Origin of the sequence: Methylobacterium sp. 275MFSha3.1 (genome assembly GCF_900108435.1) — a bacterium.
In the GTDB taxonomy this organism is placed as follows: Bacteria; Pseudomonadota; Alphaproteobacteria; order Rhizobiales; family Beijerinckiaceae; genus Methylobacterium.
Genome location: NZ_FNWP01000007.1, coordinates 104795 through 128664 on the forward strand (window position 1 = coordinate 104795; position 23870 = coordinate 128664).

Consider the following 23870-nt stretch of genomic DNA (forward strand, 5'->3'; position numbering starts at 1 on the left):
CCTCCGACGCGCGCCTCGGGCAGCGCCCCCGCGCGCCGCGGCCGGTCAGATCTCGATCTCGGTGCCCACCTCGACGATCTGCCGGGTCGGCAGGCCGAAATGGGCGCCGGTGCGCTCGGCGTTCCGCTTCATGAAGGCGAACAGGCCTTCCCGCCACGTCGCCATGCCGGGATGGGTCGGCGACGGGATCACCACCTCGTGGCCCACGAAATACGTCATGTCCTCCAGATATTCCGGCGGCAGCAGCCCGCTCGCCACCGCGCATTGCAGCCCCTCGGGGATCGAGGCGGTCTGCATGAAGCCGTAGCGCAGCACGACGCGCTCCATGCCGGGCGTGTACTTCGAGATCGCCTTGCGGATCCCCTGCGCCACCAGCGTGACCTGCGCCCGCTCGCTCGCCGGGATCACCGGCTCCTCCTCGTAGACGACGGTGATCAGCAGGATCCGCTCGTGCAGGCAGCGGCTGCGCTCCAGCAGGCGGCCGAGCGCCATCGGGATGCCCTCGGTGGCGGCGGTCAGGAAGGCCGCGGTGCCGGGCAGCGTCACCGGCGGGTGCGAGCCGAGGCTGGAGAGGAAGGAGGCCTCGGACATGCGCATGGTCTGGCGGACGGATTCGAGGACGTGGTTGCCCTTCATCCAGGTCAGCATCAGGAAGGCGACCACGCCGGCGAGCAGCAGCGGAAACCAGCCGCCCTCGAACAGCTTCACGCTGTTGGCGGAGAAGAACACGAGGTCGATGCCGAGGAAGAAGCCGTTGACCGCGAGGACCAGGATCGGGTTGTAGCCCCAGCGGAGCGCGATCAGCGCGGCGAGGAGCGTGGTGATGCCCATGAGCGCCGAGACCGCGATGCCGTAGGCGCCGGCCAGCGCGTCGGAGGAGCCGAACACCACCACGGCCGTCAGGGTCGCCACGGCGAGCAGCCAGTTCACCGCCGGCACGTAGATCTGGCCGCGCTCGTCCTCATCGGTGTGCACCACCCGCATCATCGGCATGAAGCCGAGCTGGATCGACTGCTGGGTGAGCGAGTAGACCCCCGAGATCACCGCCTGCGAGGCGATGACGGTCGCCATCGTGGCGAGCGCCACCAGCGGGTAATGCGCCCAGTCCGGCGCGAGCCGGTAGAACGGGTTCTCGATCGCGCTCGGGTCGGCGATGATCAGCGCGCCCTGGCCGCAATAGTGGATCAGCAGCGCCGGCAGCACGAGGCCGAACCACGCGATCCGGATCGCCGGGGCGCCGAAATGGCCGAGATCGGCGTACATCGCCTCGCCGCCGGTCACCGCCAGGAAGGCCGCGCCGAGCATCAGGAAGCTGACATGCCAGCCGGCATGGATCAGGAAGTCCACCGCCCGGAACGGGTTGGCCGCCGCCAGGATCTCCGGCGCGTGCAGGATGCTCGGGACCGCGAGCAGGACCAGGACGACGAACCAGACGAGCATGACCGGTCCGAACACCCGGCCGATGGCGGCGACGCCCTTGTGCTGGACCAGGAACAGCCCGACCAGGATGGCGAGGGTGATCGGCACGACGTACGGCCCGAGCGCCGGCGCGTCGATCTTCAGGCCCTCGATCGCCGACAGCACCGAGATCGCCGGCGTGATCGCGCCGTCGCCGTAGAGCAGGGCCGCACCGACCAGCCCGACCACCAGCAGCAGCGCTTTCCACGTCCCCGGCCTGGCATGCCGCGCGCCGAGCAGCGCCAGCATGGCGACGATGCCGCCCTCGCCGCGGTTGTCGGCGCGCAGGATCAGCACCGCGTATTTCAGCGACACGATCAGGATCAGCGACCACAGGATCAGCGACACCGCGCCGGTGGCCGCCGCCGGCACCGAGGCGCCGCCGCTGGTCGCGGCCTTCACGGCCTCCTTGAACGCGTAGAGCGGGCTCGTGCCGATGTCGCCGTACACCACGCCCAGCGCGCCCAGCATCAGCGCGCCGCCGGGCCCGTGCCGGACCGCGCCGGGCTTGCGCGCCACCGGCGCCGCCGGACGATCGACCGCCGGGGCAGCCGCGGAAGGCAGGGCTTGGCTCACGGTCGGGTCCGGTCGATGGCGTCGCGGTTGGCCGAAATCTTAGCGAGTCGGTCGCGCGGCGATAGACTCGGCAGATCTCCCGAGCGACCGCGGCGAAGACTTGTCACCCGAACGTGATGACAGTCGAGCGACCGCTTCGGCCCCGCCGCGCCGGCGGCGCGCGGGGCCCGCCGGTCAGGCGGCGTCGAGCCCCAGGTCGATGATCGCCGCCGAATGGGTGATCCAGCCGCAGGAGATCAGGTCGACCCCCGAGGCCGCGACGGCCCCGACCGTCTCGCGGGTGATCCGGCCCGACGCCTCGGACAGGGCGCGCCCGTCGATCATCGCCACGGCGCGGCGGAGCAGGTCGGGCCCCATATTGTCGAGGAGCACCGCGTCGATCCCGACCGACAGGGCCTCCTCCAGCTGCTCCAGGCTGTCGACCTCGCACTCGATCTTCACCAAGTGGCCGGCCCGGGACCGGGCGCGCTCGATCGCCGGGACGATGCCGCCGGCCACCGCCACGTGGTTGTCCTTGATCAGCACCGCGTCGTCGAGGCCGAAGCGGTGATTCGAGCCGCCGCCGGCCCGGACCGCGTGCTTCTCCAGGGCGCGCAGGCCCGGCGTCGTCTTGCGGGTGCAGACGATCGAGGCCTTGCCGTGCGGGCGCGCGGCCTCGACGAGGCCGTGGGTGGCGGTGGCCACGCCCGACATCCGGCAGAGCAGGTTCAGCGCCACGCGCTCGGCCGTCAGGATCGCCCGCGCCGGCCCCTCGAGGCGCAGCACCACGTCGCCCGGCGCCACGCGGGCGCCGTCGCCGCGCTCGACCGTCACGGTGACGGCCGGGTCCACCAGCGCGAAGGCGATGGCGGCGGCGTCGGTGCCCGAGATGACGCCGTCCTGCCGGGAGGCGATCACGCCGCGCATCCGCTCGCCCGGGGGGACGATGGCGTCGGTGGTGATGTCGCCGGCCCGGCCGAGATCCTCCAGCAGGGCGGCGCGCACCACGGGCTCCACGAGGAGCCGCGGCAGGGGGAGAATCTCATCGGAGAGAACCGACTGGGTCATGGCGTCAGCGCCTCCTCGGCGGACGGGGTCGCGGCGATCGGGTCGGCCAGCGCGGCCTCGGTGTGCGCGGCCGCGGCGAGATGGGGGAAGTCGCTGCGCCAGTGGGCGCCGCGGCTCTCCCGGCGGGCGAGCGCGCCGCGGGCGATGAGCAGCGCCACGAGGGCGGCGTCGCAGGTCTCAGCCCCCGCTTCGAGGACGGCGACGGCTTCCTCGAGGCCGGCGGCGTCGCGCACGACGCCGACCCTGCGCTCCATCAGCGCGCGGATCGCCGGCAGGTCGCCGGCGGCACGGACAGACACGGCCTCGGGCACGATCGCGGCGGGCGGCGGCGCGTCGAGCCCGTCGGCGATGAAGCGCGCGTAGGCGAGGCCCTCCAGCAGGGAGTTGCTGGCGAGCCGGTTGGCGCCGTGGAGGCCCGTCGAGGAGACCTCGCCGCAGGCGTAGAGGCCCGGCACCGAGGTGGCGCCGTACGCGTCCACCTTCACGCCGCCCATGTGGTAGTGCGCCGCCGGGCGGACCGGGATCGGCTGCACGGCGGGGTCGATGCCGGCGGCGGCGCAGAGCCCCGCCACGGTCGGGAAGCGCGTCGGCATCGCGGCGCCGAGCGCGCCGCGGGCGTCGAGATAGACCGTGCGGCCCCGCTGCAGCGCCTGGAAGATGCCGCGGGCGACCACGTCGCGCGGCGCGAGGTCGCCGCCCGCGATGCCGGCCATCACGGCGGCGCCGGTCTCGTCGATGAGGCGGGCGCCCTCGCCGCGCAGGGCCTCGGTGGCGAGCGGCATCGGGTCGGCGCCGGCCGCGATGGCGGTCGGGTGGAACTGCACGAACTCCATGTCGCGCATCACCGCGCCGGCCCGGGCGGCGAGCGCCAGCCCGCGGCCGACGGCGCCCGGCGGGTTGGTGGTCGCCGCGTAGAGGGCGCCGATACCGCCGGTGGCGAGCACCACCGCGCGGGCCGGGATGCGGAACAGCGCGCCGTCGCGCTCGGCGACGATGCCGGCCACCGCCCCGCGCGTGTCCCGGAGCAGGTCGCAGGCCCGCGCCGTGACGACCTCCACGGACGGCGCCGACAGCACGGCCCGCACGAGCCCTTCGAGGACGCGGGCGCCGGTGGCGTCGCCGCCGGAGCGGACGATGCGGCGGCGGCCGTGGGCCGCCTCGAGCCCGAGGGCCAGCGCGCCGTCGTCGGTGCGGTCGAACGGGACGCCGATCCGCACGAGCCAGTCGATCAGCGCGGGGCCCTCCGCGGCGACCCGGAGCGCCACGTCGGGCTCGGTGAGCCCGGCGCCGGCGGCCTCCGTGTCGGCGGCGTGGAGCGCCGCCGCGTCGTCGGCGCCGACCGCGGCCGCGATGCCGCCCTGGGCCCAGCCGGTGGCGGTGCCGAGGCCGAGGGCCGAGGCCGTGACCAGCGTCACCGGGCGGGGCGCGAGGCACAGCGCGACGCTGAGGCCCGCGACGCCGCCGCCGACCACGACGACGCGGTCGGCGCTATTGGGGGAGATCGCGTTCATCGTGTGCGCACCTCGAGCATGCGCTCGACCGCGGCCCGGGCGCGGTCGGCGAGCGCCGGGTCGACCGTGACCTCGTGGGTCATCGTCTCGAGCGACCGCCGGATGTTGCGCAGGCTCATCCGCTTCATGTGCGGGCACATGTTGCAGGGCTTGATGAACTCGATGTCCGGGTTCTGCGCCGCGATGTTGTCCGCCATGGAGCACTCGGTGACGAGCACTACCTGCTTCGGCCGCTTCTCGACGACGAAGTCCATCATCATCGCGGTGGAGCCCGAGAAGTCCGATTCGGCCACCACGTCCGGCGGGCATTCCGGGTGCGCGATCACGGTCACCCCGGGATAGCTGTCGCGGACGTCGCGGATGTCGGCCGGGGTGAAGCGCTCGTGCACCTCGCAGTGGCCGGCCCAGGTCAGGATCTCGACCTCCGGGATCTCGGCCTGGACGTTCTGCGCGAGGAACTCGTCGGGGATCATGAGGACGCGGGGGGCGTTCAGCGACTTCACCACCGCGACGGCGTTGCCGGAGGTGCAGCACAGGTCGGACTCGGCTTTCACGGCCGCCGAGGTGTTCACGTAGGTCACGATCGGCACGCCCGGGTATTTGGCGCGCAGGCCGCGCACGTCTGCGGCGGTGATCGAATCGGCCAGCGAGCAGCCGGCGCCCATGTCGGGGATGAGCACGGTCTTGCTCGGGTTCAGGAGCTTGGCCGTCTCGGCCATGAAGTGGACGCCCGCCAGCACGATCACGTCGGCGTTCACGTTCACCGCCTCGCGGGCCAGCGCGAGGCTGTCGCCCACGATGTCGGCCACCGTGTGGAAGATCTCGGGCGCCTGGTAGTTGTGCGCCAGGATCACGGCGTTGCGCTCCCGCTTCAGGCGCAGGATCGCCTCAATGTCGGGGGCGAGCGCCGGCCACTCGATCGCGGGGACGTGCCGGCTGACGCGTGCGTACAGATCCGGAAGGGGCAGGCCCGGGATCGTCGTGCGGGAGACGGGTGCAACGGTCGCCGTCATGGCGTCCTCCATTATGCTCAGTTTGAGCATTGTGCCGTCTAACTTATGGGGGCCGGACGCGCCTGTCCAGATATGCTAGCTGTGAGCATAAATCTTTTGCGGTGCGATGTTACGCTGCGCCGCCGAAGGCTCGAGCGCTCAGCAGAAGGTCGCCGGGTCAGGTCCGATCCGGCCGTCGGCCCGGTCGAGGCCGGCGATCCGCGCCATCTCGTCCGCGCCGAGCTCGAAGTCGAACAGCGCGATATTTTCGGCGATGCGCCGCGGGGTGGCGGTCTTGGGGATCGCCACGCATCCGATCTGGATCTGCCAGCGGAGCACCACCTGGGCGGGCGTCTTCCCGTGCGCTTCCGCGATTGCGAGGATGACCGGGTCGTTCAGCTCCTTGCCCCGGCCGAGCGGGCTCCACGACTCGGTCACGATCCCGTGACGGGCGTCCTCCGCGCGCGGTTCTTTGCGCTGGAAATAGGGGTGCAGCTCGATTTGGTTGACGGCCGGGGCCACGTCGGTCTCGCCGATCAGCGTGGCGAGGTGCTCGGGCGAGAAGTTCGACACGCCGATGGACTTCGCGCGGCCCTCCTTCCGGAGCTCGATCAGCGTCTTCCAGGTCTCGACGAACAGGCGACGCTGCGGGCACGGCCAGTGGATCAGGTACAGGTCGACATACGGTAGACCGAGTTGCCGCAGGCTCTCGTCGAAGGCGCGCCTCGCCTCGTCGCGGCCCTGGCGATCGTTCCAGAGCTTCGTGGTGAGGAAGATCTCCTCGCGGGGGATCCCCGCGTCCCGGATGCCGTGCCCGACGCCCGCCTCGTTGCCGTACGCCGCGGCCGTGTCGATAAGCCGATAGCCGGCGCGGAGGGCCTGTCCGACGAGATCCGGAGCCTGGGCGTCCGAGAGCTGCCAGCAGCCGTAGCCGATCTGCGGGATGTGTCGGCCGTCGTTGAGCGGCAGGGTCGGGATAGCCATGAGGCGAGGCTCCGGTGTCGTGGTCCGATCAACCCAAACGCTCGCAGCGGGACGCGTTCCAAGGCGTCACCGTTCTCGCGAGCGCAGCGAAGCAAGGACGGAGCGATCGGGTCACGACATGGGTCCAGCGCCCGTAGCGGCGGAGCCGCGCTGAACGGGCGCAGTCTGGACAGGATCTAATCCATCCGGCCGGACGTTGGCGCACCAGATTCCAAGCTGCGCGCGGCGTCCCACGCGCGGTGCACGGGCTGGATGGCAGCATGACAGACGCGACTCCGACGAAGCCGCTCGCGCTGACGCGGCGGGCCGTGGTGGAGGGCTGTGCGGTGGCCGGCGCACTCGGTGCCCTCGGTTTCCGGCCCAGTCCCGCGATGTCCGCGGCGGCGCCGGGCGATCCGGCTCCGCAGACCATGCCGGTGCGGCTCACCATCAATGGCCAACCGCACGATCTCGTCCTCGACACCCGCACAACGCTCCTCGACGCCCTGCGCGAGCACCTCGCGCTCACCGGCACCAAGAAGGGCTGCGATCACGGCCAGTGCGGGGCCTGCACGGTCCTGGTCGACGGCCGGCGGATCAATTCCTGCCTGACGCTCGCGGCGATGCACGAGGGCGACCCGATCACCACGATCGAGGGCTTGGCGGACGGGGACAAGCTCCACCCGATGCAGGCGGCGTTCTTGGAGCATGACGGCTTCCAGTGCGGCTACTGTACGCCGGGCCAGATCTGCTCGTCGGTCGGCATGCTGAGCGAGGCCAAGGCCGGCTGGCCGAGCCACGTTACCGAGGACGTCGCGGCGACTCCGACACTCAGCGACGCCGAGATCCGCGAGCGGATGAGCGGCAACATCTGCCGCTGCAGCGCCTACCCGAACATCGTCGCGGCGATTCGCGACGCCGCCGCCACCAAACTCTGAGGAGGCGCAGATGAAGGCCTTTGCCTACGAGCGCCCCGCCACCGTGCAGGACGCCGCGAAGCTCGCGGCCGAGCGGCCGAACGCCAAGTTCATCGCTGGCGGCACCAACCTCCTTGACCTGATGAAGCTTCAGATCGAGACCCCGGCGACGCTGATCGACGTCAACCGGCTGCCGCTCGACAAGGTCGAGGCCACGCAGGACGGCGGCCTGCGCATCGGCGCCCTGGTGCGGAACGCCGACCTCGCGGCCGACACGCGGGTCCGAAAGGACTATGCCGTGCTGGCGAAGGCGCTGCTGGCCGGCGCCTCGGGGCAGTTACGCAACAAGGCGACCACCGCCGGCAACCTCCTCCAGCGGACGCGCTGCTACTACTTTTACGACACCGCTATGCCCTGCAATAAGCGTGAGCCCGGCTCGGGCTGCTCGGCGATCGGCGGCTTCAACCGGATCATGGCAGTGGTCGGCGCGAGCGAGGCCTGCATCGCCACCAACCCGTCCGACATGAACGTCGCCATGCGGGCCCTCGACGCGACCGTGGAGACCGTCAACCCGGACGGGCAGCCGCGCAGCATCCCGATCGCCGACTTCCACCGGCTGCCCGGCGACACGCCGCAGATCGAGACCGAGCTGCGCAAGGGCGAGATCATCACGGCCGTGACGCTGCCGAAGCCGGTGGCCGGCACGCACATCTATCGGAAGGTTCGCGACCGGGCGTCCTACGCCTTCGCGACCGTGTCGGTGGCCGCCGTGATCGCGGGCGCCGAGGGCGGCAAGCCTCAGGCCGCGCGGCTCGCCTTCGGTGGCCTCGCGCACAAGCCCTGGCGCGTGGCCGAGGCCGAGGCGGCGCTGGTGCAGACCGGCTCGGCCGACGCCGCCGCCGACGCGGTGCTCAAGGGCGCCCGCGGCTACGGCAGCAACGACTTCAAGATCCCGCTGACGCGCCGGACCCTTCGGGCCGTCGTGGCGCAGGCGACCCGCGCGTAGATCCCGGCAAGGACCGTTCCCATGGAGATGAACCAGCCGATCGGCCGGACGCCCCTCGACGACCGGCCCGACGGGCTCGTCGGCAAGCCGCTGAACCGGGTCGAAGGCAAGCTCAAGGTCACGGGTCACGCGCCCTACGCGTACGAGACCCGGGCCCTGAAGACCCCCGCCTACGGCTTCATCGTGCCGGCGGCGATCGCTTCCGGCACGATCCGGTCGATCGACGCGGAGGCCGCCCGCAAGGCGCCCGGCGCGATCCTGGTGATGACCCACGAGAACGTGCCCGAGCAGGGCGAGAAGAAGGAGCAGGTCTGGCCGCAGCTCCAGGGGACGGAGATCCGGTTCTACGGGCAGCCGGTCGCCTTCGTGGTCGCCGAGACCTTCGAGCAGGCGCGTGCCGCCGCGATGCTGGTCAAGGTCCGGTACGACGCGGCCAAGCCCAAGGGGCTGCTCAAGGACAGCCTGGCGGCGGCCTACGAGCCGAAGCCGGTCAATTCGCCGCCGGATTCCAAGCTCGGCGACTTCGACGCCGCCTTCGCGGCCGCACCGGTCAAGCTCGACGTAGAGTATGTCACGCCGAACCAGATCCACGCGCAGATGGAGCCGCACGCCACCATCGCGTCCTGGGAGGGCGACGGGGTCGTGCTCTACACGGCCAACCAGATGCCGAACCGGGGCCAGAAATCCCTCGGCTCGGTGCTCAAGCTCCCCCCCGAGAAGGTGCGCATCGTTAGCCCCTATATCGGCGGCGGATTCGGCGCGAAGCTGCAGGTCCAGCCGGAGGCGACGCTCGCGATCCTGGCCTCGAAGGTGATCCAGCGTCCCGTGAAGGTCGCGCTCACCCGGCAGCAGGAGTTCCACGTCGCGACCCACCGGACTGACACGATCCAGCGGATCCGCCTCGGCGCCGACCACGACGGCCGTCTCTCCGCGATAAGCCACGAATCTTGGTCCGACACCGCCGAGGGCGACGGGTTCTTCGAGACCTCGGCCAATGTCACCCGCTCCCTGTACGCCGCGCAGAACCGCGTGACGCGGCACCGGCTGGTGAACCTCAACATGCCGATCGCCTCGGCGATGCGCGCTCCCGGGGAGGCCGTAGGCCAGCTCGCCTTCGAGTGCGCCATGGACGAGCTCGCCGAGCAGCTGAAGATCGACCCGATCGAACTCCGGGTGCGCAACGAGCCGGCCGAGGATCCCGAGAAGAAGGTCCCGTTCTCGACCCGCAAGCTGGTGCCCTGCATGCGCGAGGGCGCGCGCCTGTTCGGCTGGGACAAGCGGCAGGCCGCGGGCTCCCGGCGCGAGGGCAACTGGCTCGTCGGCATGGGCATGTCGGCGGCCGCGCGCCTCAACCCGCTGATGCCGTCCGCCGCGAAGGTCCGCCTCGGGCCGGACGGCGTGCTGGTGGTGCGGATGGCGATGACCGATCCCGGTACCGGCACCTACACGATCCTCACCCAGATCGCCGGCGAGATGCTGGGGCTGCCGCCCGAGCTCGTGCGGGTCGAGATGGGCGACACCGAGTTCCCGTTCGCGGCCGGCTCCGGGGGATCCTTCGGCGCCGGCTCGGCGGGCTCGGCGCTCTACGTCGCCTGCGACAACCTCCGGCAGGCCCTGCTCAAGGCCGGCGACCTCAACCCGGACGGCGCCACCTTCCGCGACGGCGCGGTCACGTCCGGCAACCGCACAGAGTCGCTCACCGATCTCGCCAAGTCCGGGCTGGAGGCCTCCGGCGAGATCAAGCCCGGCGAGATGAAGCAGAAGTTCTCGCAGTACTCGTACGGAGCGCACTTCGCAGAGGTCGGGGTCGACGTCGATACCGGCGAGATCCGGCTCCGGCGGATGCTCGGCGTGTTCACCGGCGGGCGCATCCTCAACGCCAAGACCGCGCGCAGCCAAGCGATCGGCGGCATGACCTTCGGCGTCGGCGCGGCGCTGATGGAGGATGCCGTGGTCGATCCGCGCTACAGCTTCTTCGTCAACCACGACATGGCCGAGTACCACGTGCCGGTCCACGCCGACCTCCCGGAGATCGACGCGGTGTTCCTGCCGGAGCTCGACGACAAGGCGAACCCGCTGAAGAGCAAGGGGCTCGGTGAGCTCGGCATCTGCGGCGCCGGCGCCTCGCTCGCCAACGCAATCTACAACGCCACCGGGATCCGGGTCCGCGACTACCCGATGACCCTCGACAAGATGCTCAAGGGCTTCGAGGAGCAGGAGGGCCAGGCGCAGCGGCGGACCTGAGGGCCAGACTGCCCGGGGGCCGCGCTCGCCGGCGGGGCGACGGCCCCAGTTGACGCAGGCGCGCCCAGGCGGGACACCCGGCGAAAAGCCGCCCGCGGGGAGCGCCCGGTGTCCGACAGCCAGCACGATGACCGCCGTCCGCCGGCCCGCTTCAACGCGGCGCGGTACTGCCTCGCCGAGAACGCGCGCCTGCGTCCCGACAAGACCGCCCTGGTGATGGTCGGCGACGGCACCGCGGACCGCCTCAGCTTCGGCGAAGTCGAGCGGGCGGTGCGCGGCATCGCGGCGGGTTTCCTCGGCCTCGGCCTGAGGTCCGGCGACCGGGTGATGATCCGGATGGGCAACGAGGCCGACTACGTCCTCGTCTACTTCGGCGCCCTGGCGGCCGGCCTCGTGGCGCTGCCGTCCTCGCCGCAGCTCACCGAGAGCGAGGCGGCGTTCCTCATGGACAATTCCGGGGCCGCCGCCGTGGTGATCGGAAGCGGCTGCACGGTCGCGCCCGAGGTCCTGGGCGGGCGCCTCCTGCTCGACGCCGCCGCGGTCTCCGCCCTGAAGGCTGGCCCACCCCTGCCCGACTACGCCGACACCGCCGCCGACGACCCGGCGATGCTGATCTACACCTCCGGCACGACGAGCCGGCCGAAGGGCGTGCTGCACGCCCACCGCGCCGCCTACGGCCGCCGCCCCATGCTCGACCACTGGCTCGGTCTCACCGAATCCGACGTGATGCTCCACGCCGGCACCATGAACTGGACCTACACGCTGGGCGTCGGCCTGAGCGATCCCTGGTCGGTGGGCGCGACCGCGGTGCTCTACAACGGCCCGCGCGATCCCGGGGTCTGGCCGCGCCTGATCGCGGCGTACGGCGCGACCCTGTTCGCCGCCGTCCCGACGCTCTACCGCCAGATCCTCAAGTACGGCGACCTCGGCGCCCACGACCTGTCGAGCCTCCGCCACGGCTGCACGGCCGGCGAGCCCCTCGCGGTGGAGTTGCTGGAGGCCTGGGGTCAGGCCACCGGCAAGCCCCTCTACGAGGCGCTGGGGATGAGCGAGATCTCGACCTACATCTCCAGCGGCCCGACCATCCCGGTGCGCCCCGGCTCGCCCGGCAAGCCGCAGCCGGGCCGGCGGGTGGCGATCCTGCCCGTGGCGGGCGAGCCCGAGCCGCTCCCGGCCGGAGAGAGCGGGCTCCTCGCCGTCCACCGGACCGAGCCGGCGCTGATGCTCGGCTACTGGAACCGGCCGGAGGAAGAGGCGGAGGTCATGCGCGGCGACTGGTTCGTCGGCGGCGATCTCGCCCGCCTCGACGCCGACGGCTACCTCTGGTTCGAGGGCCGCAACAACGACCTGATGAAGGCGATGGGCTACCGGGTCTCGCCGAACGAGGTGGAGGCGGTGCTGTCGACCCACCCGTCCGTGGCGGAAGTGGGCGTCGCCGAGCTGCCGGTGCGGGCGGACGTCTCGGTCATCTGCGGCTTCGTGGTGCTGCAGGCGGGCGCCGAGCCCGACGCGGAGGCCCTGCTCGCGTGGTGCGCCGAGCGGCTCGCCGCCTATAAGCGCCCGCGGGAGATCCGCTTCCTCGACGCCCTGCCGCGGACGGCGAACGGCAAGGTCCAGAGGAAGCGGCTGGCCGAGGCGGTCACGGGATGATGCGCGGAGGCCTTCCTACAGCAGCGTCCCGCGCAGGATGAGCAGCGCCACCGAGAAGTAGATGACGAGGCCGGTGACGTCGACCAGCGTCGCCACGAAGGGCGCCGAGGCGGTGGCCGGATCGAAGCCGATCCGCTGGAGCAGGAACGGCAGCATCGAGCCTGCGAGCGATCCGAAGGTCACGATCCCGACCAGCGCCGCGCCGACCGTGGCGGCGACCAGCGGCCAGTGCGCGCCGTAATCGTAGAGGCCGAGCTTCTGCCACGCGACGATCCGGATCCCCGCGATCACGCCGAGGATCGCGCCGAGGAAGATCCCGGTCGGCAATTCGCGCAGCGCCACCCGCCACCAGTCGCGCAGGCGGATCTGGTGGAGCGCCAGCGCCCGGATCAGCAGCGAGGTCGCCTGCGAGCCGGAATTGCCGCCGGAGCTCATGATGAGCGGGATGAACAGGGTCAGGACGATCGCCTTCTCCAGCTCGCCCTCGAAGCCCTGCATGGCCGAGGCGGTGAGCATCTCCGACAGGAACAGCGCGCACAGCCAGCCGGCCCGCTTCCGGATCATCGTGAAGAAGCCGATATCCATGTAGGGCTCGGGCAGCGCCTCCATGCCGCCGAAGCGCTGCACGTCCTGCGTCTGCTTCTCGATCATCGCGTCGATCATGTCGTCGACGGTGACGATGCCGATCACGTGGCCGACCGCGTCGACGACCGGCAGCGCCAGGAGGTCGTACTTGGAGATCAGCCGGGCCGCCTCCTCGCGGCTGGCCGTGGGCGAGACCGCGAGCGGCCGGCGTCCCGGCGCAACGCTGAGCACGTTGTCGCCCGGGTCCCCCGAGATCAGGCGCCGCAGGGGCACCGCCTTGGTGAGCGCGCGGGTGCGCGGGTCGAGCACGAAGATCGCGTAGATCGTCTCCCGGGTCTTCTCGACGTGGCGGATGTGCTCCAGCGTCTGGCCCACCGTCCAGGTCCCCGGCACGGTGACGAACTCGGTGGTCATCAGCGAGCCCACGGTCTCCTCGCCGTAGGCCGACAGGCGATCGACAGCGCCGCGGGTCTCGGCGTCGAGGCGGGCACGCAGGTCGGAGCGGCCCGGCTCCTCGATCTCGCGGAACACGTCCGTGACCCGGTCGGCCGACATGCCCGACAGGTAGCCCGCGACCCGGTCCCGCGGCAGCATCTCGATGATGTCGGCGGCGCAGTCGAGTTCCGGCTGGTCCAGCACCTCGATCGCCCGCTCCAGCGGCAGGCCGAGCAGGATGGCGGCGGCGACCTCGGGTGCCTCGTCGTTCAAGGCCTCGACGATGTCGGGCGCTCGTTCGTCCGACAGGCGGGCGGCCAGCACGGAGGGATCGACGCGCGTATCGAAGGGGGCGATCTCGTTCATGGCCTCGCCTCGTGGGTTACGAGGCGACGCGGCGCCGGTCATCCTGGGTCTGGGCCGTGGCCGGCCGCCGCGTCGGTCACCCCGCGGCCGGGCCTCTCAGCGGCTCAGGCGGAACGACGGCACGGGGCCGGGCACGGCAGGCACGATCGGTCGGGCACGTCGCTTCGCGGGTCGCTGCTGGAATGGGAGCGCGACACCGTCGAGGACACCGTCGCGCGGGTGCGTCGTGCGCCCGGGCGCGGGGCCCGTCAAGCCGAAACCGCGCCCATCCGCAGCCGATGCCGAACAGGACTCCGGCGGGTGGCCGCGCGGCCACGGAACGACCCCGCGCCGCCCACGGCCAGGCTCCCTATGAGAAATATAAGTGTTGTGCTCGCTTGTATTGCGTCCAAGATATTGCCTATATGGATCGCAGCAACAGCGAGGAGAAACGCCATGGCTTGGTCTGCCCCGATCGTGTCCGAGATCTGCGTCGGCATGGAAGTCACCAGCTACGAGTCCGCCGAGATCGACACGTTCAACTAAGTCGCGCGCGGTCCGGAGCGCGGTTCGCTCCGGCCTTCGTGGCCTCTCTATCCATCGCATCAACTTACCTGGAGGAAATCATGGCTTGGTCCGCCCCCGTCGTCTCCGAGATCTGCGTCGGCATGGAAGTCACCAGCTACGAGTCCGCTGAGATCGACACCTTCCACTAAGACGTCGCTCTGACGTTTCCGGGCGCTGCTTCATCCGAAGCGGCGCCTTTTTCTTTGCGCGCTCGACACGAGCCGCGCCTCGGCTTGACGGGCCGCACCAAACCTGTGCCGCTGCGGCGCCCCGGACCAGCCGGGCCTGCGGAGCGAGCGAGGACCAGTTTGGCGGACAGCGCGCACACGGCCGATCGGTCGATCCCCCCCTGCCCGATCACCGGTGCCCCCGCTCTGCGCTGCGTCGAGCGCTTGGACGCCGGCTTCCTGACGCTCCTCTGGCACTATTCCGGCCGCGTCGATGTCGGGCCGCTGCTCCGCCCCGCCGGCACGTTCCGGCTCTGGGAATCTCCTACGGGACTGATCTTCTTCGATCCGCCGGTGGCCGGCGACGCGGCCTTCTACCGGGCGTTTTACGGCCGGATCGCCGCGCACGATAAGCTCGCCGGCCCGGAGACGGAGCGCCTGGAATTCCGCCAGGCCGCCGCGCACGTCCCGTCCGGAGCCCGGGTGCTCGATGTCGGCTGCGGCCACGGCGGGTTCCGCGCCTACGTGCCGGACGCCACCTATACCGGCCTCGATCCGAACTTCTCCGCCGAGGACCCGACCGGCGCGATCCTCGACGAGACCGTGGAGGCGCACGCGGCGCGCGTCGGGCCGGTCTACGACGTCGCCTGCGCGTTCCAGGTGATCGAGCACGTGGCGGACCCGCTGGGTTTCGCCCGGGCGCTCGCGGCCTGCGTCAAGCCGGGCGGCGTGGTCCTGATCGGCACGCCGCTCTGGCCCTCGCCCAACACCACGGTCCCGAATTTCGTCATCAACGCGCCGCCCCACCACCTGACGTGGTGGACGCCCAGAGCCCTGGAGGCGCTGGCCGGGACGCTCGGCTGCACGCCCGAGGCCGTCCACGCCATCGGCATGGACCGGCACGATTCGCTGATCCACTGGATGGCCAAGGTCAGCCCCGTCCGCTGCCGCGACCGCTTCTTCCGGCGGACATGGTCCTGGGCGGCGGCGCTCGCCTTCGCGTACGGCGTCGGCGCCGTCCTCGACCGCGTCCTGCCGGTGCCGAAGCGGACCCGCCCGAACGCGCTGCTGCTCGCGGCGCGCAAGGCGGCCTGACCCGTCACGCCACGAACAGCCCCGCGATCGCCGCGCTCGTGAGGTTCGACAGCGTCCCCGCGAGGATGGCCCGCAGGCCGTACCGGGCGACCTCCGAGCGCCGCTCCGGGACGAGGCTGGAGAAGCTCGCGAGCTGGATCGCGATCGACGCGAGATTCGCGAAGCCGCACAGGGCGAAGCAGACGATGGCCTGCGCCCGCGGCTCGAGGGTTCCGGCTTTCAGGACCGGCGACAGGTTGGCGTAGGCCAGGAACTCGTTGAAGGCGAGCTTCTGGCCGATCGCCCCGCCGACCAGGGTCGCCTGGTCCCAGGGCACACCGAGCAGCCACGCCAGCGGGGCGAGCGCCCAGCCGAGCACGCCCTCGAACGAGGCGGACGGGTAGCCGATCCAGCCGCCGAGGGTGCCGAACAGGCCGTCCGCCAGCGCGATCAGCCCGACGAAGGCGATCAGCATGGCCCCCACCGAGACCGCCACCGCGAGCCCCTTCTGAGTGCCGTCGGCCGCCGCCTCGATGATGTTGGCCGCCCGTGTCTCGCCGAACTCTACCCGGGTGGTGGCGATCCGGGTCGGCTCCGTCGAGGGCATCAGGATCTTGGCGTAGACGAGGCCCCCCGGGATCGCCATCACGGAGGCCGCGAGCAGGTAGGTCATGGGCACGCCGAGCGCCGCGTAGCCGGCCAGGATCGAGCCCGCCGTCGACGCGGCGCCGCTCGACATGACGGCGAACAGCTCGGCGCCGGTCAGCAGGGCGAGGAACGGGCGCAGGGCGACGGCGATCTCGCTCTGGCCGATGGCGATCGTGATCACCGCCGAGAACGACTCGATCGGCGAGGTGCCGAGGATCCGCCGGAGCACGGCGCCGAGCCCGCGGGCGAGCACCTGCATCACGCCGAGGTGGTAGAGCACGCCGATCAGCGCGGAGACGTAGAGGATCTGCGGCAGGACCCGCAGCGCCAGGATGAAGCCTGAGCCGCCGAACAGCTCGAACATCTTCGGCTCGACGAGGCCGCCGAACAGGAAGGCCGTGCCGCGGTCGCCGTAGGACAGCACGGTCACGACCGCGTCCGCGGCGGCGCGCAGCGCGGCCTGCCCGGCGGGCAGGAACAGGACCAGCGCGCCGAGGCCGACCTGCAAAGCCAGTCCCGTGAGGACCACGCGGGGACTGCTCGCCCGCCGGTTGGTCGAGAACAGGAACGCGACCGCGAGCAGCACGAGCAGGCTGAGGCCGGCATGGGTCAGGCGGTCGAGCATCGCGTCCTTCGGGTCCGAGCTTGGCCGGAGCGCATGGAAGGATCGGGCCAGTGGCCGTCAAGTAGGGCTCTCGGGCGCGAGATAGGGCGCGAAGAGGTCGCGGACCTGCGCGAAGCCCCAGTCCCGATCCGCTTCCGTCAGGGCGGTGCCGCCCTGGAGACGGTGGCTCATCCAGTGGCTCGACACGATCCAGGCGTTGTCGATGAGTCGCCCGAGCGCGTCCGGGGAAACGCGCAGCCGCCCCGCCCGCACGGCCGCCTCGAACACGGCGCGGGCCAGCGCCTGGGTCTCGGCCCGCAGCGCGTGCACCCGGGCGCGCAGGGCCGGCGCGATCTCCACCATGGCGATACCGTCGCGGTAGACGCAGCGGTAGCGCCACATCAGATCGAACCACGCCCTCTGGTAGGCGAGCAGCGCCTCCGGCGCCGCGGGATCGGCGGGCATCCGGCCCGCCACCGCCACGGCCTCGGTCTCGAAGGCCGCGAACAGGGCTTCGACGAGGCCGCGCTTGCGCGGGAAATGGTACTGCAGATTGCCCTCGCGGATCCCCGCCGCGGCCGCGATCTCCGCCGTCGTGACGTGGCCGAGGCCGCGGGCATTGAACAGCGCGAGGCTGACGGCGAGGATCCGGGTGCGCGTGTCGGGCGACGCGGCCGCGGGACCGGGCTCCGGGCCGACCTCCCACTCGCGCTCGACCCTCCGACCCTCGCCCCGCGACATGATCCCGTCCCCGTCTAGGGTGCCCACCCTAGACAATCCGGCCGGCCGGGCCTATCCCCCGTAGACGATCCGATCCAGATCGGCGGCACGGGGGGCGCGGTTTGGCACAGCGGTTCCAACTCGCGGGCGCGGTGGCCCTGATCACCGGGGCGGCGAGCGGCATCGGCGCGGCGCTGGCCGAGGGCCTCGCCGCGAAGGGCTGCACCCTTCTCCTGGTGGACCGAGATGAGACCGGCCTCACGGCCGTCGCCGCGAAGATCCGCGGCATCACGGTGGAGACGCGCGTCCTCGACCTCACGGATGCCGCGGGGATCCGCGCGCTGCCCGCCTGGGTCGCGGAGCGGTCCGGGCATCTCGACCTCCTCATCAACAATGCCGGCGTCGCCCTGGGCGGCCGGTTCGACGAGACGCATCTCGACGATTTCGAGTGGCTGCTCGACATCAACCTGCGCGCCGTCGTGCGGATGTGCCACGCCTTCCTGCCGATGCTCCGCGCCCGGCCGGCGGCGCAGATCGTCAACCTGTCGAGCCTGTTCGGTCTGATCGCGCCGCCGGGCCAGGTCGCCTACTGCACCAGCAAGTTCGGCGTGCGCGGCTTCTCGGAGGCGCTGCGGCACGAGTACGCCGGCACCGGCCTCGGGGTGACGGTGGTCCACCCGGGCGGCGTCGCCACCGCCATCTCCCGCAACGCCCGCGGCCGGCGGCCGCCGAGCGATCCGGAAGCTGCGAAGCGCGCGGCCGTAGAGGACGAGGAGGCGCGGGAGGCGTTCGGCAAGCTCCTGACCCTGGCGCCCGCCGACGCGGCCGCCGCCATCATCCGCGGCATCGAGACCCGGGCGCCCCGGATCGTCATCGGCAAGGACGCGAAGAACGCCGCGCTGATCCAGCGGCTGATGCCGGTGGGCTACTGGAAGACAATCGTGCGCCTGTCCGGCGGGACGCTCTGAGATGGCGAGCCTGCGCGCGTATCTCGGGGCCTACATGGTCCGCAGCCGGGTCCGCGGCCCCCTGTCCCGGGCGCGGGACGCGGCCGCGTTCCGCCGGATCTTCGAGGCACCGACCTTCCCCGACCCCAAGGGCGTCACCTACGAGCCGGGCATCGTCGGTGGCGTGAAGGGCGAGTGGGTCCGGCCGAAAGCGGGCCCCGGCCGGCGGATGCTCTACATTCACGGCGGCGGCTTCATCGCCTGCTCGCCCCGTACGCACCGTCCCGTCACCGGCGCGCTGGCGAACCGGGGCTTCACGATCTTCGCGCCCGAGTACCGCCTCGCCCCCGAGCACCCTTTCCCCGCGGCGGTCGACGACGTGACCGCCGTCTGGGCGGCGTTCAGCGCCGAGGGCGCCGCCTGCGTGGCTGGCGAGTCGGCCGGCGGCAACCTCGCCCTCGTGCTGATGGGCGAGGCCCGCGCCCGCGGCCTGCCGATGCCCTGGGCGGCGGCCCTGTTCTCGCCGGCCACGGACTTCATGTCCGAGGACGGGTCGCGGGTGACCAATGCGTGGCGCGACGCCATGTTCGACCCGCAGGCGCTCGCGGCGATCCGGCCGATGTATCTGGGCGCGGCCGATCCGGCCGATCCGCGGGTCTCGCCGCTCTACGGCGACCCGACCGGCTTCCCGCCGCTGCTGTTCCATGTCGGCGCCCGCGAGGTCCTGCGCGACGATTCCGTGCGCATGGCGGAGCGGGCCCGCAGGGCCGGCGTCGAGACGGAGCTCAAGCTGTTCCCGGTCGTGTCCCACGCCTGGCAGTTCGCCGCCAGCATGCTGCCGGAGGCGCGGACCTCCCTCGACGAGGCCGCGGCCTTCCTGACGGCGCACGCGCCGCACGCCCCGTCCGGGAGCACCCAGCGATGACCGAGCTCGCGGACGAGACCCTGGCCGTCCTGATCGTTGGCGCCGGATTCTCGGGGCTCGCGATGGCGATCCGCTGCCGGCAGGCGGGCATCGGCCCGCTGCGGGTGATCGAGAAGGCCGACGGCATCGGCGGCACGTGGCACGACAACACCTACCCGGGGGCGGCCTGCGACGTCCCCTCGCACCTCTACTCGCTGTCCTTCGCGCCGAAGGCCGACTGGAGCCGGATGTACGCGCCGCAGCCGGAGATCCTGGCCTATCTCCGGGACACCGCCGAGCGGAACGGCCTGACGCCCCTGATCCAGCTCGGGACGACTTTCACCGGCGCCACCTGGGACGCGGCGCGCGCCCTGTGGCGCGTGGAGACCGACCGGGGACCGATCACGGCGCGCGCGATCGTCGCGGGCATGGGCGGGCTCCACCATCCGGCCTACCCGGATATCCCCGGCCGCGACGCGTTCGCCGGCCCCGCCTTCCACACGGCGGCCTGGGACCACTCCGTGGCGCTGGCGGGCAAGCGAGTCGGGGTGATCGGCACCGGCGCCAGCGCGATCCAGGTGGTGCCGGAACTCGCCGCCGTCGCGTCGCACCTGACGCTGTTCCAGCGCACCCCGCCCTGGATCATGCCCAAGAACGACCACGCCATCGCGGAGCGGGCCCGGGAGCGCTACCGGCGCCTGCCGCTCAGCCGGCGGCTCGAGCGGGCGCGGCTGTTCTGGCTGCACGAAGTGCGGGCGCTGCTCGGCTTCACCAAGGTCTCGAAGCTCACCGGCCAAGCCGAGTCCCTGGCGCGGCACCATCTCGCCAAGGCGGTCCCCGACAAGGCCCTGCGGGCGAAGCTGACGCCGAGTTACCGGCTCGGCTGCAAGCGGGTGCTGATCTCCGACGAGTACTATCCCGCGCTCCAGCGTCCGAACGTCACCCTGGAGACGGACGGCATCGCCCGGATCACCGAGACCGGCGTGACCACCGAGGCCGGGCGGCATCACGACCTCGACGTGATCGTCTACGCCACGGGCTTCGACGTGGCCGCGACTTTCGCGCGGATGCACCTCGTCGGCCGCGACGGCCGGAGCCTGACCGAGGCTTGGTCCGGCGGCGTGGGCGCCTACCAGGGCATCACGGTCGCGGGATTCCCCAATTTCTTCATGCTGCTCGGGCCCAATACCGGGCTGGGCCACAACTCGGTCATCTCGATGATCGAGATCCAGGTGCAGCACGTCCTCGACTGCCTGAAGGCGCTGCGCCGCGGGAGGCAGACCATCGAGGTCCGGCCGGAGGCCCAGGCCCGGTTCGTGGACCGGATCCACAGCCGCATGGCCGACAGCATCTGGCAGGCCGGCGGTTGCCGCAGCTGGTACCTCGACGCGACCGGGCGCAACAACACCCTCTGGCCCGACTCGGTGATGGCCTATCGCCGGAGCGCCCGCCGGGCCCGGCTTGGGGATTACCGGCTCGGCTGATCGGGGCCTGCGGCGCCGTCACGGATCCGCCCGCGCCGACGGGGGCGGACGCGATCCGGCGCGCGCTGTCAGAACGCGAAGCCCGCCTCCGCCGCGAAGGCCTCGAGACCGGGCAGCGACGCGTCGAACAGCGGCCGAGCGCCGAACGCGTCGCCGGCGCGCACGAAGAGCGTGACCTTGGCGTTGCGGTGCGGACCGAACACGCAGACCAGGCGACCGTCGTCCTTGAGCTGGTTCAGCAGCGCCTGCGGCCGGACCTCGACCCGGCCGTTGATCAGGATGACGTCGAAGGGGCCCTGCTTGGGCGCACCGTCGGCGATCGGGCCTTCGATCACCTGGGCGGAGGCGCCGAGCCGGGTGCGCGCCGCCGCGGCGAGATCGGGCACCGATTCCAGCGCCGTCACCTGCGCGCCGAGTTCCGCCATGACGGCGGCGGCGTAGCCGTAGCCGGTGGCGACGTCGAGGGCGGCGACGCCCGGCCGGACCCGCAGGGCCTGGATCATCCGGGCTACGACCATCGGGGCCGGCATGCAGCGGGTCTCGCCGCCGGCCTCGCCCAGGTTCAGGGTCTGGTCGATATACGCGAAGGGCTCGCGGCCCTTCGGCACGAAGGCCTCGCGCGGCACGGTGTCGAACGCGTCGAGCACCGTGTTGTCGTTCACGTCGAAGGTCCGCAACTGGCAGTCGACCATCATCCGCCGCGCCTGCGCGTAATCGATCATCGATACGTGTCCTCGAACCGGATCGGAACGCCGCGTCGGCCGGGCTCCAGCGGACGGCCGGCAGCCCCGGCCAAGCCTAAGCTTCCCGGACGGGGGGCGTTTTCGGAGATCATTGCCCAAAACGCAAGGTGAGCCGACGCGACAGCCGAAGATGGCCCCGGAGGACGCGGCGGCGCACCGAATCCCGGCCGACGTTACGGCGGCCGCGGAGTGTCGCCTCCCTGCCGCCCGGGCCGGTCGCACTCCCCGGCGGACCGTTGAATAAAGAGTGCAGAGCGAGCGGGCGGTCCGCGAGGCCGCCGCCACCGGGAGACATCATGACGCCGATCAGCCAGCCGATCCTGACCCGCGGCCTCGCCGCCGCCCTCGCCGGACTGAGTCTCGGCCTGATGGGATCCGGCCCGGTCGCCGCGCAGGAGACGCCCGCGACCGCCGCCCCGCCCCCCAATGTCCAGGTCGATCGCGGCTCGGCCCTCTACGGCCGCCCCGAGGGCGGCGCCGCGGCCAAGCTCGCGCCGGTGGCCGGACCGCCTCTGGCGACCGCGGCCGCCAAGCTGCCGCTCGACAAGCTGAAGGTCCCGGAGGGTTTCAAGATCGAGGTCTACGCCAGCGGCCTCGCCAACGCCCGCGAGATGACCCAGGCGCCGGACGGCACGCTGTACGTGGGCACCCGGACGGTGGGGAAGGTCTACGCGGTGCTGCCGAACCCGGACGGTGACGGGAAGCGCGCGGTGAAGACCATCGCGACGGGCCTGCACCGGCCGAACGGCGTCGCGTACCACGACGGTGCCCTCTACGTGGCCGAACTCTCGAAGATCTGGCGCTACGATGACATCGCCAACCACCTCGACGGTGCGGCGAAGCCGACCCTGGTCTACGACGACCTGCCGAAGGACGAGGCCCACGGCTGGAAGTTCATCGCCATCGGCCCGGACAACAAGCTCTACGTCCCGGTCGGCGCGCCGGGCAACATCGTGATGCCGCCGGACACGCACGCGCAGATCCGGCGCATGGACCTCGACGGCAAGAACGCCGAAGTGGTCGCCCGCGGCGTGCGCAACACCGTCGGGTTCGACTGGAACCCGAAGACCAAGCAGCTCTGGTTCACCGATAACGGCCGCGACTGGGTCTCCGAGGACATCCCGAACGACGAGCTGAACGTGCTCACGGAGCCGGGCAAGCAGCATTTCGGCTATCCGTACTGCCACCAGGGCACGTTCACGGATCCGGAATACGGCTGGGGCCATGCCTGCTCGGAATTCACCGCGCCGGCGGCGCTCCTCGGCCCGCACACGGCCTCCCTCGGCCTGCGGTTCTACACCGGCACGCAGTTCCCGGAGGCTTACCGCGACGCGATGTTCGTCGCCCGGCACGGCTCGTGGAACCGCACGACCAAGCTCGGCGGCGACGTGGTCGTGGCCAAGCCCGGACCGGACGGCAAGACCGCCGCGGTTGAGCCGTTCCTGACCGGCTTCCTCCAGGACAACAAGTATGTCGGCCGGCCCGTCGACGTGCTGGTCGCCAAGGACGGATCGCTGCTCGTCTCCGACGATTACAACGGCGCGATCTACCGCGTCAGCTACGGCCGGTGATGCGCCGCCCCACCCGGGCAGCCCGCGGGCTGGTCCCCGCCCTCGGCGGGCTGCTGCTGGCGGGCGCGGCGCTCGCCGCCCCGAACGCGGCGATGCAGGAGCGCCTCGCCCCCTGCATCGGCTGCCACGGGGCCGGCACGTCGGCGACGGAGGGCGTGCCCTCGCTCGGCGGGCAGCTCCCGGACTACGTGGTCACGCAGCTCTTCCAGTTCCGGGAGAAACAGCGGGAGGCGCCGCCGATGAACGAGGTCGCTGCCGGATTCTCCGACGACGACCTGCGCGCCTACGCCGACGCGGTGGCGACGCTGCCGCCGCCCGCCTGGTCCGGGCCGCCGGCCGACGCGGCCCTGGCGGCGCGCGCGGAGGCGCTGGTCACCAAGCACCAGTGCAATTCCTGCCACGGGCCGGACCTCGCGGGCCGGGACGCGATCCCGCGGATCCGGGCGCAGCGGGAGGAGTATCTCGCCAAGGCGCTCGCCGGCTACAAGTCGAACGCCCGGCCCGGCTACGATCCCGCCATGAACGAGGTCGCGCAGGGCCTGAGCGAGGCGGACATCAAGGATCTCGCGGCCTACGTGTCGCGGCTCTGACACGACGTCCATCGGACCGCGTCCACCCATCATCACGAGCGCAGCGAAGTGACCCAGGGCGGCGCGCGGCGTGTCAGCGTGGCGCTGCCTGGCTCGCTTCGCTGCGCTCGCAACGACGGCAG

At 71.8% G+C, this 23870-nt stretch carries 21 protein-coding genes; 12 read left to right on the forward strand and 9 right to left on the reverse strand.

The features are described 5' to 3' along the window. Nucleotides 1-45: 45 nt before the first annotated feature. The 5 genes from BLW78_RS09940 to BLW78_RS09960 all read right to left on the reverse strand — a co-directional run bounded on the left by BLW78_RS09940 (nt 46) and on the right by BLW78_RS09960 (nt 6568). Nucleotides 46-1929 (reverse strand): potassium transporter Kup, encoded by a 1884-nt coding sequence (locus BLW78_RS09940; protein WP_244526911.1) that lies wholly within the window; start codon nt 1927-1929, stop codon nt 46-48. A gap of 279 nt (nt 1930-2208) precedes the next feature. Then, complete coding sequence (nadC, locus tag BLW78_RS09945) at nt 2209-3081, reverse strand: carboxylating nicotinate-nucleotide diphosphorylase (RefSeq protein ID WP_091679065.1); 873 nt, start codon at nt 3079-3081, stop codon at nt 2209-2211. After that, on the reverse strand, nt 3078-4592 hold the full coding sequence (locus BLW78_RS09950; RefSeq protein ID WP_091679068.1) for an L-aspartate oxidase: 1515 nt from the start codon (nt 4590-4592) through the stop codon (nt 3078-3080). The genes nadC and BLW78_RS09950 overlap by 4 nt, the downstream gene beginning before the upstream one ends. After that, entirely contained in the window at nt 4589-5605 is a 1017-nt protein-coding gene (gene nadA, locus BLW78_RS09955; RefSeq protein WP_091679341.1) for a quinolinate synthase NadA, read from the reverse strand. Before nadA ends, BLW78_RS09950 begins: the two co-directional genes overlap by 4 nt. 138 nt (nt 5606-5743) lie before the next feature. Next, nucleotides 5744-6568: an aldo/keto reductase gene (locus tag BLW78_RS09960; protein WP_091679071.1), complete on the reverse strand. Its 825-nt coding sequence runs from the start codon at nt 6566-6568 to the stop codon at nt 5744-5746. Between the two features lie 260 nt (nt 6569-6828). Here BLW78_RS09960 and paoA point away from each other — a divergent pair, with 260 nt between their 5' ends. From paoA to BLW78_RS09980, 4 genes are all read left to right on the forward strand, one after another. Beyond that, nucleotides 6829-7485 carry an aldehyde dehydrogenase iron-sulfur subunit PaoA gene (gene paoA, locus BLW78_RS09965; RefSeq protein ID WP_091679074.1) on the forward strand — a complete coding sequence of 219 codons (657 nt, stop codon included), beginning with the start codon at nt 6829-6831 and terminating at the stop codon, nt 7483-7485. A gap of 10 nt (nt 7486-7495) precedes the next feature. Continuing rightward, nucleotides 7496-8470, forward strand: coding sequence for an FAD binding domain-containing protein (locus tag BLW78_RS09970; RefSeq protein WP_091679077.1), 975 nt, complete (start codon nt 7496-7498; stop codon nt 8468-8470). A gap of 21 nt (nt 8471-8491) precedes the next feature. Continuing rightward, a complete protein-coding gene (locus BLW78_RS09975) occupies nt 8492-10714 on the forward strand; it encodes a xanthine dehydrogenase family protein molybdopterin-binding subunit (protein WP_091679080.1) in 2223 nt (740 codons plus the stop codon). Between the two features lie 108 nt (nt 10715-10822). Then, nucleotides 10823-12364, forward strand: a complete 1542-nt coding sequence (locus BLW78_RS09980; RefSeq protein ID WP_091679083.1) for an acetate--CoA ligase — start codon at nt 10823-10825, stop codon at nt 12362-12364. A gap of 15 nt (nt 12365-12379) precedes the next feature. On the opposite strand, the gene mgtE is transcribed toward BLW78_RS09980, so the two are convergent. Beyond that, entirely contained in the window at nt 12380-13750 is a 1371-nt protein-coding gene (gene mgtE, locus BLW78_RS09985; protein WP_091679085.1) for a magnesium transporter, read from the reverse strand. Nucleotides 13751-14185: 435 nt separating this feature from the next. Here mgtE and pqqA (BLW78_RS09990) point away from each other — a divergent pair, with 435 nt between their 5' ends. From pqqA (BLW78_RS09990) to BLW78_RS10000, 3 genes are all read left to right on the forward strand, one after another. After that, complete coding sequence (gene pqqA / locus BLW78_RS09990; protein WP_007559223.1) at nt 14186-14275, forward strand: pyrroloquinoline quinone precursor peptide PqqA; 90 nt, start codon at nt 14186-14188, stop codon at nt 14273-14275. A gap of 80 nt (nt 14276-14355) precedes the next feature. Then, nucleotides 14356-14445, forward strand: coding sequence for a pyrroloquinoline quinone precursor peptide PqqA (gene pqqA / locus BLW78_RS09995; protein ID WP_020090597.1), 90 nt, complete (start codon nt 14356-14358; stop codon nt 14443-14445). A 159-nt stretch (nt 14446-14604) separates the two neighbouring features. After that, the gene (locus BLW78_RS10000; RefSeq protein ID WP_020090598.1) at nt 14605-15558 is read left to right on the forward strand and encodes a class I SAM-dependent methyltransferase; all 954 of its coding nucleotides are present in this window, start codon (nt 14605-14607) and stop codon (nt 15556-15558) included. A gap of 4 nt (nt 15559-15562) precedes the next feature. Here BLW78_RS10000 and BLW78_RS10005 read toward each other — a convergent pair whose 3' ends face one another. Then, entirely contained in the window at nt 15563-16810 is a 1248-nt protein-coding gene (locus tag BLW78_RS10005) for a NupC/NupG family nucleoside CNT transporter (protein ID WP_091679088.1), read from the reverse strand. Between the two features lie 57 nt (nt 16811-16867). Further along, nucleotides 16868-17557, reverse strand: a complete 690-nt coding sequence (locus tag BLW78_RS10010; protein ID WP_244526890.1) for a TetR/AcrR family transcriptional regulator — start codon at nt 17555-17557, stop codon at nt 16868-16870. 74 nt (nt 17558-17631) lie between these two features. Between BLW78_RS10010 and BLW78_RS10015 the strand changes: the two genes are divergently transcribed. Genes BLW78_RS10015 through BLW78_RS10025 form a run of 3 tightly spaced genes read left to right on the forward strand, consistent with a single transcriptional unit; the run spans nt 17632 to nt 20844 of the window. Continuing rightward, nucleotides 17632-18477, forward strand: coding sequence for an SDR family NAD(P)-dependent oxidoreductase (locus BLW78_RS10015; protein WP_091679090.1), 846 nt, complete (start codon nt 17632-17634; stop codon nt 18475-18477). Between the two features lies 1 nt (nt 18478). After that, nucleotides 18479-19381, forward strand: a complete 903-nt coding sequence (locus tag BLW78_RS10020) for an alpha/beta hydrolase (protein WP_091679093.1) — start codon at nt 18479-18481, stop codon at nt 19379-19381. Further along, nucleotides 19378-20844, forward strand: a complete 1467-nt coding sequence (locus tag BLW78_RS10025) for a flavin-containing monooxygenase (RefSeq protein WP_091679096.1) — start codon at nt 19378-19380, stop codon at nt 20842-20844. Before BLW78_RS10020 ends, BLW78_RS10025 begins: the two co-directional genes overlap by 4 nt. A gap of 68 nt (nt 20845-20912) precedes the next feature. Here BLW78_RS10025 and BLW78_RS10030 read toward each other — a convergent pair whose 3' ends face one another. Further along, nucleotides 20913-21566 carry a protein-L-isoaspartate O-methyltransferase family protein gene (locus tag BLW78_RS10030; protein WP_056531789.1) on the reverse strand — a complete coding sequence of 218 codons (654 nt, stop codon included), beginning with the start codon at nt 21564-21566 and terminating at the stop codon, nt 20913-20915. Between the two features lie 317 nt (nt 21567-21883). Here BLW78_RS10030 and BLW78_RS10035 point away from each other — a divergent pair, with 317 nt between their 5' ends. Both BLW78_RS10035 and BLW78_RS10040 read left to right on the forward strand, forming a co-directional pair. After that, the gene (locus BLW78_RS10035; RefSeq protein WP_170855136.1) at nt 21884-23158 is read left to right on the forward strand and encodes a PQQ-dependent sugar dehydrogenase; all 1275 of its coding nucleotides are present in this window, start codon (nt 21884-21886) and stop codon (nt 23156-23158) included. Beyond that, the gene (locus tag BLW78_RS10040; protein ID WP_091679098.1) at nt 23158-23748 is read left to right on the forward strand and encodes a c-type cytochrome; all 591 of its coding nucleotides are present in this window, start codon (nt 23158-23160) and stop codon (nt 23746-23748) included. Before BLW78_RS10035 ends, BLW78_RS10040 begins: the two co-directional genes overlap by 1 nt. The last annotated feature ends 122 nt before the right edge of the window (nt 23749-23870 follow it).

Bases quoted from the DNA above. Each gene is read 5' to 3' on its own strand.
- nadC (WP_091679065.1), bottom strand. From the start codon at position 3,081: ATGACCCAGTCGGTTCTCTCCGATGAGATTCTCCCCCTGCCGCGGCTC.
- mgtE (WP_091679085.1), bottom strand. From the start codon at position 13,750: ATGAACGAGATCGCCCCCTTCGATACGCGCGTCGATCCCTCCGTGCTG.
- BLW78_RS10030 (WP_056531789.1), bottom strand. From the start codon at position 21,566: ATGATCGATTACGCGCAGGCGCGGCGGATGATGGTCGACTGCCAGTTG.
- BLW78_RS10020 (WP_091679093.1), top strand. From the start codon at position 18,479: ATGGCGAGCCTGCGCGCGTATCTCGGGGCCTACATGGTCCGCAGCCGG.
- BLW78_RS10035 (WP_170855136.1), top strand. From the start codon at position 21,884: ATGACGCCGATCAGCCAGCCGATCCTGACCCGCGGCCTCGCCGCCGCC.
- nadA (WP_091679341.1), bottom strand. From the start codon at position 5,605: ATGACGGCGACCGTTGCACCCGTCTCCCGCACGACGATCCCGGGCCTG.
- BLW78_RS10040 (WP_091679098.1), top strand. From the start codon at position 23,158: ATGCGCCGCCCCACCCGGGCAGCCCGCGGGCTGGTCCCCGCCCTCGGC.
- BLW78_RS09960 (WP_091679071.1), bottom strand. From the start codon at position 6,568: ATGGCTATCCCGACCCTGCCGCTCAACGACGGCCGACACATCCCGCAG.
- BLW78_RS09975 (WP_091679080.1), top strand. From the start codon at position 8,492: ATGGAGATGAACCAGCCGATCGGCCGGACGCCCCTCGACGACCGGCCC.
- BLW78_RS09950 (WP_091679068.1), bottom strand. From the start codon at position 4,592: ATGAACGCGATCTCCCCCAATAGCGCCGACCGCGTCGTCGTGGTCGGC.
- paoA (WP_091679074.1), top strand. From the start codon at position 6,829: ATGACAGACGCGACTCCGACGAAGCCGCTCGCGCTGACGCGGCGGGCC.
- BLW78_RS10025 (WP_091679096.1), top strand. From the start codon at position 19,378: ATGACCGAGCTCGCGGACGAGACCCTGGCCGTCCTGATCGTTGGCGCC.
- pqqA (WP_007559223.1), top strand. From the start codon at position 14,186: ATGGCTTGGTCTGCCCCGATCGTGTCCGAGATCTGCGTCGGCATGGAA.
- BLW78_RS10005 (WP_091679088.1), bottom strand. From the start codon at position 16,810: ATGCTCGACCGCCTGACCCATGCCGGCCTCAGCCTGCTCGTGCTGCTC.
- BLW78_RS09940 (WP_244526911.1), bottom strand. From the start codon at position 1,929: ATGCTGGGCGCGCTGGGCGTGGTGTACGGCGACATCGGCACGAGCCCG.
- pqqA (WP_020090597.1), top strand. From the start codon at position 14,356: ATGGCTTGGTCCGCCCCCGTCGTCTCCGAGATCTGCGTCGGCATGGAA.
- BLW78_RS09970 (WP_091679077.1), top strand. From the start codon at position 7,496: ATGAAGGCCTTTGCCTACGAGCGCCCCGCCACCGTGCAGGACGCCGCG.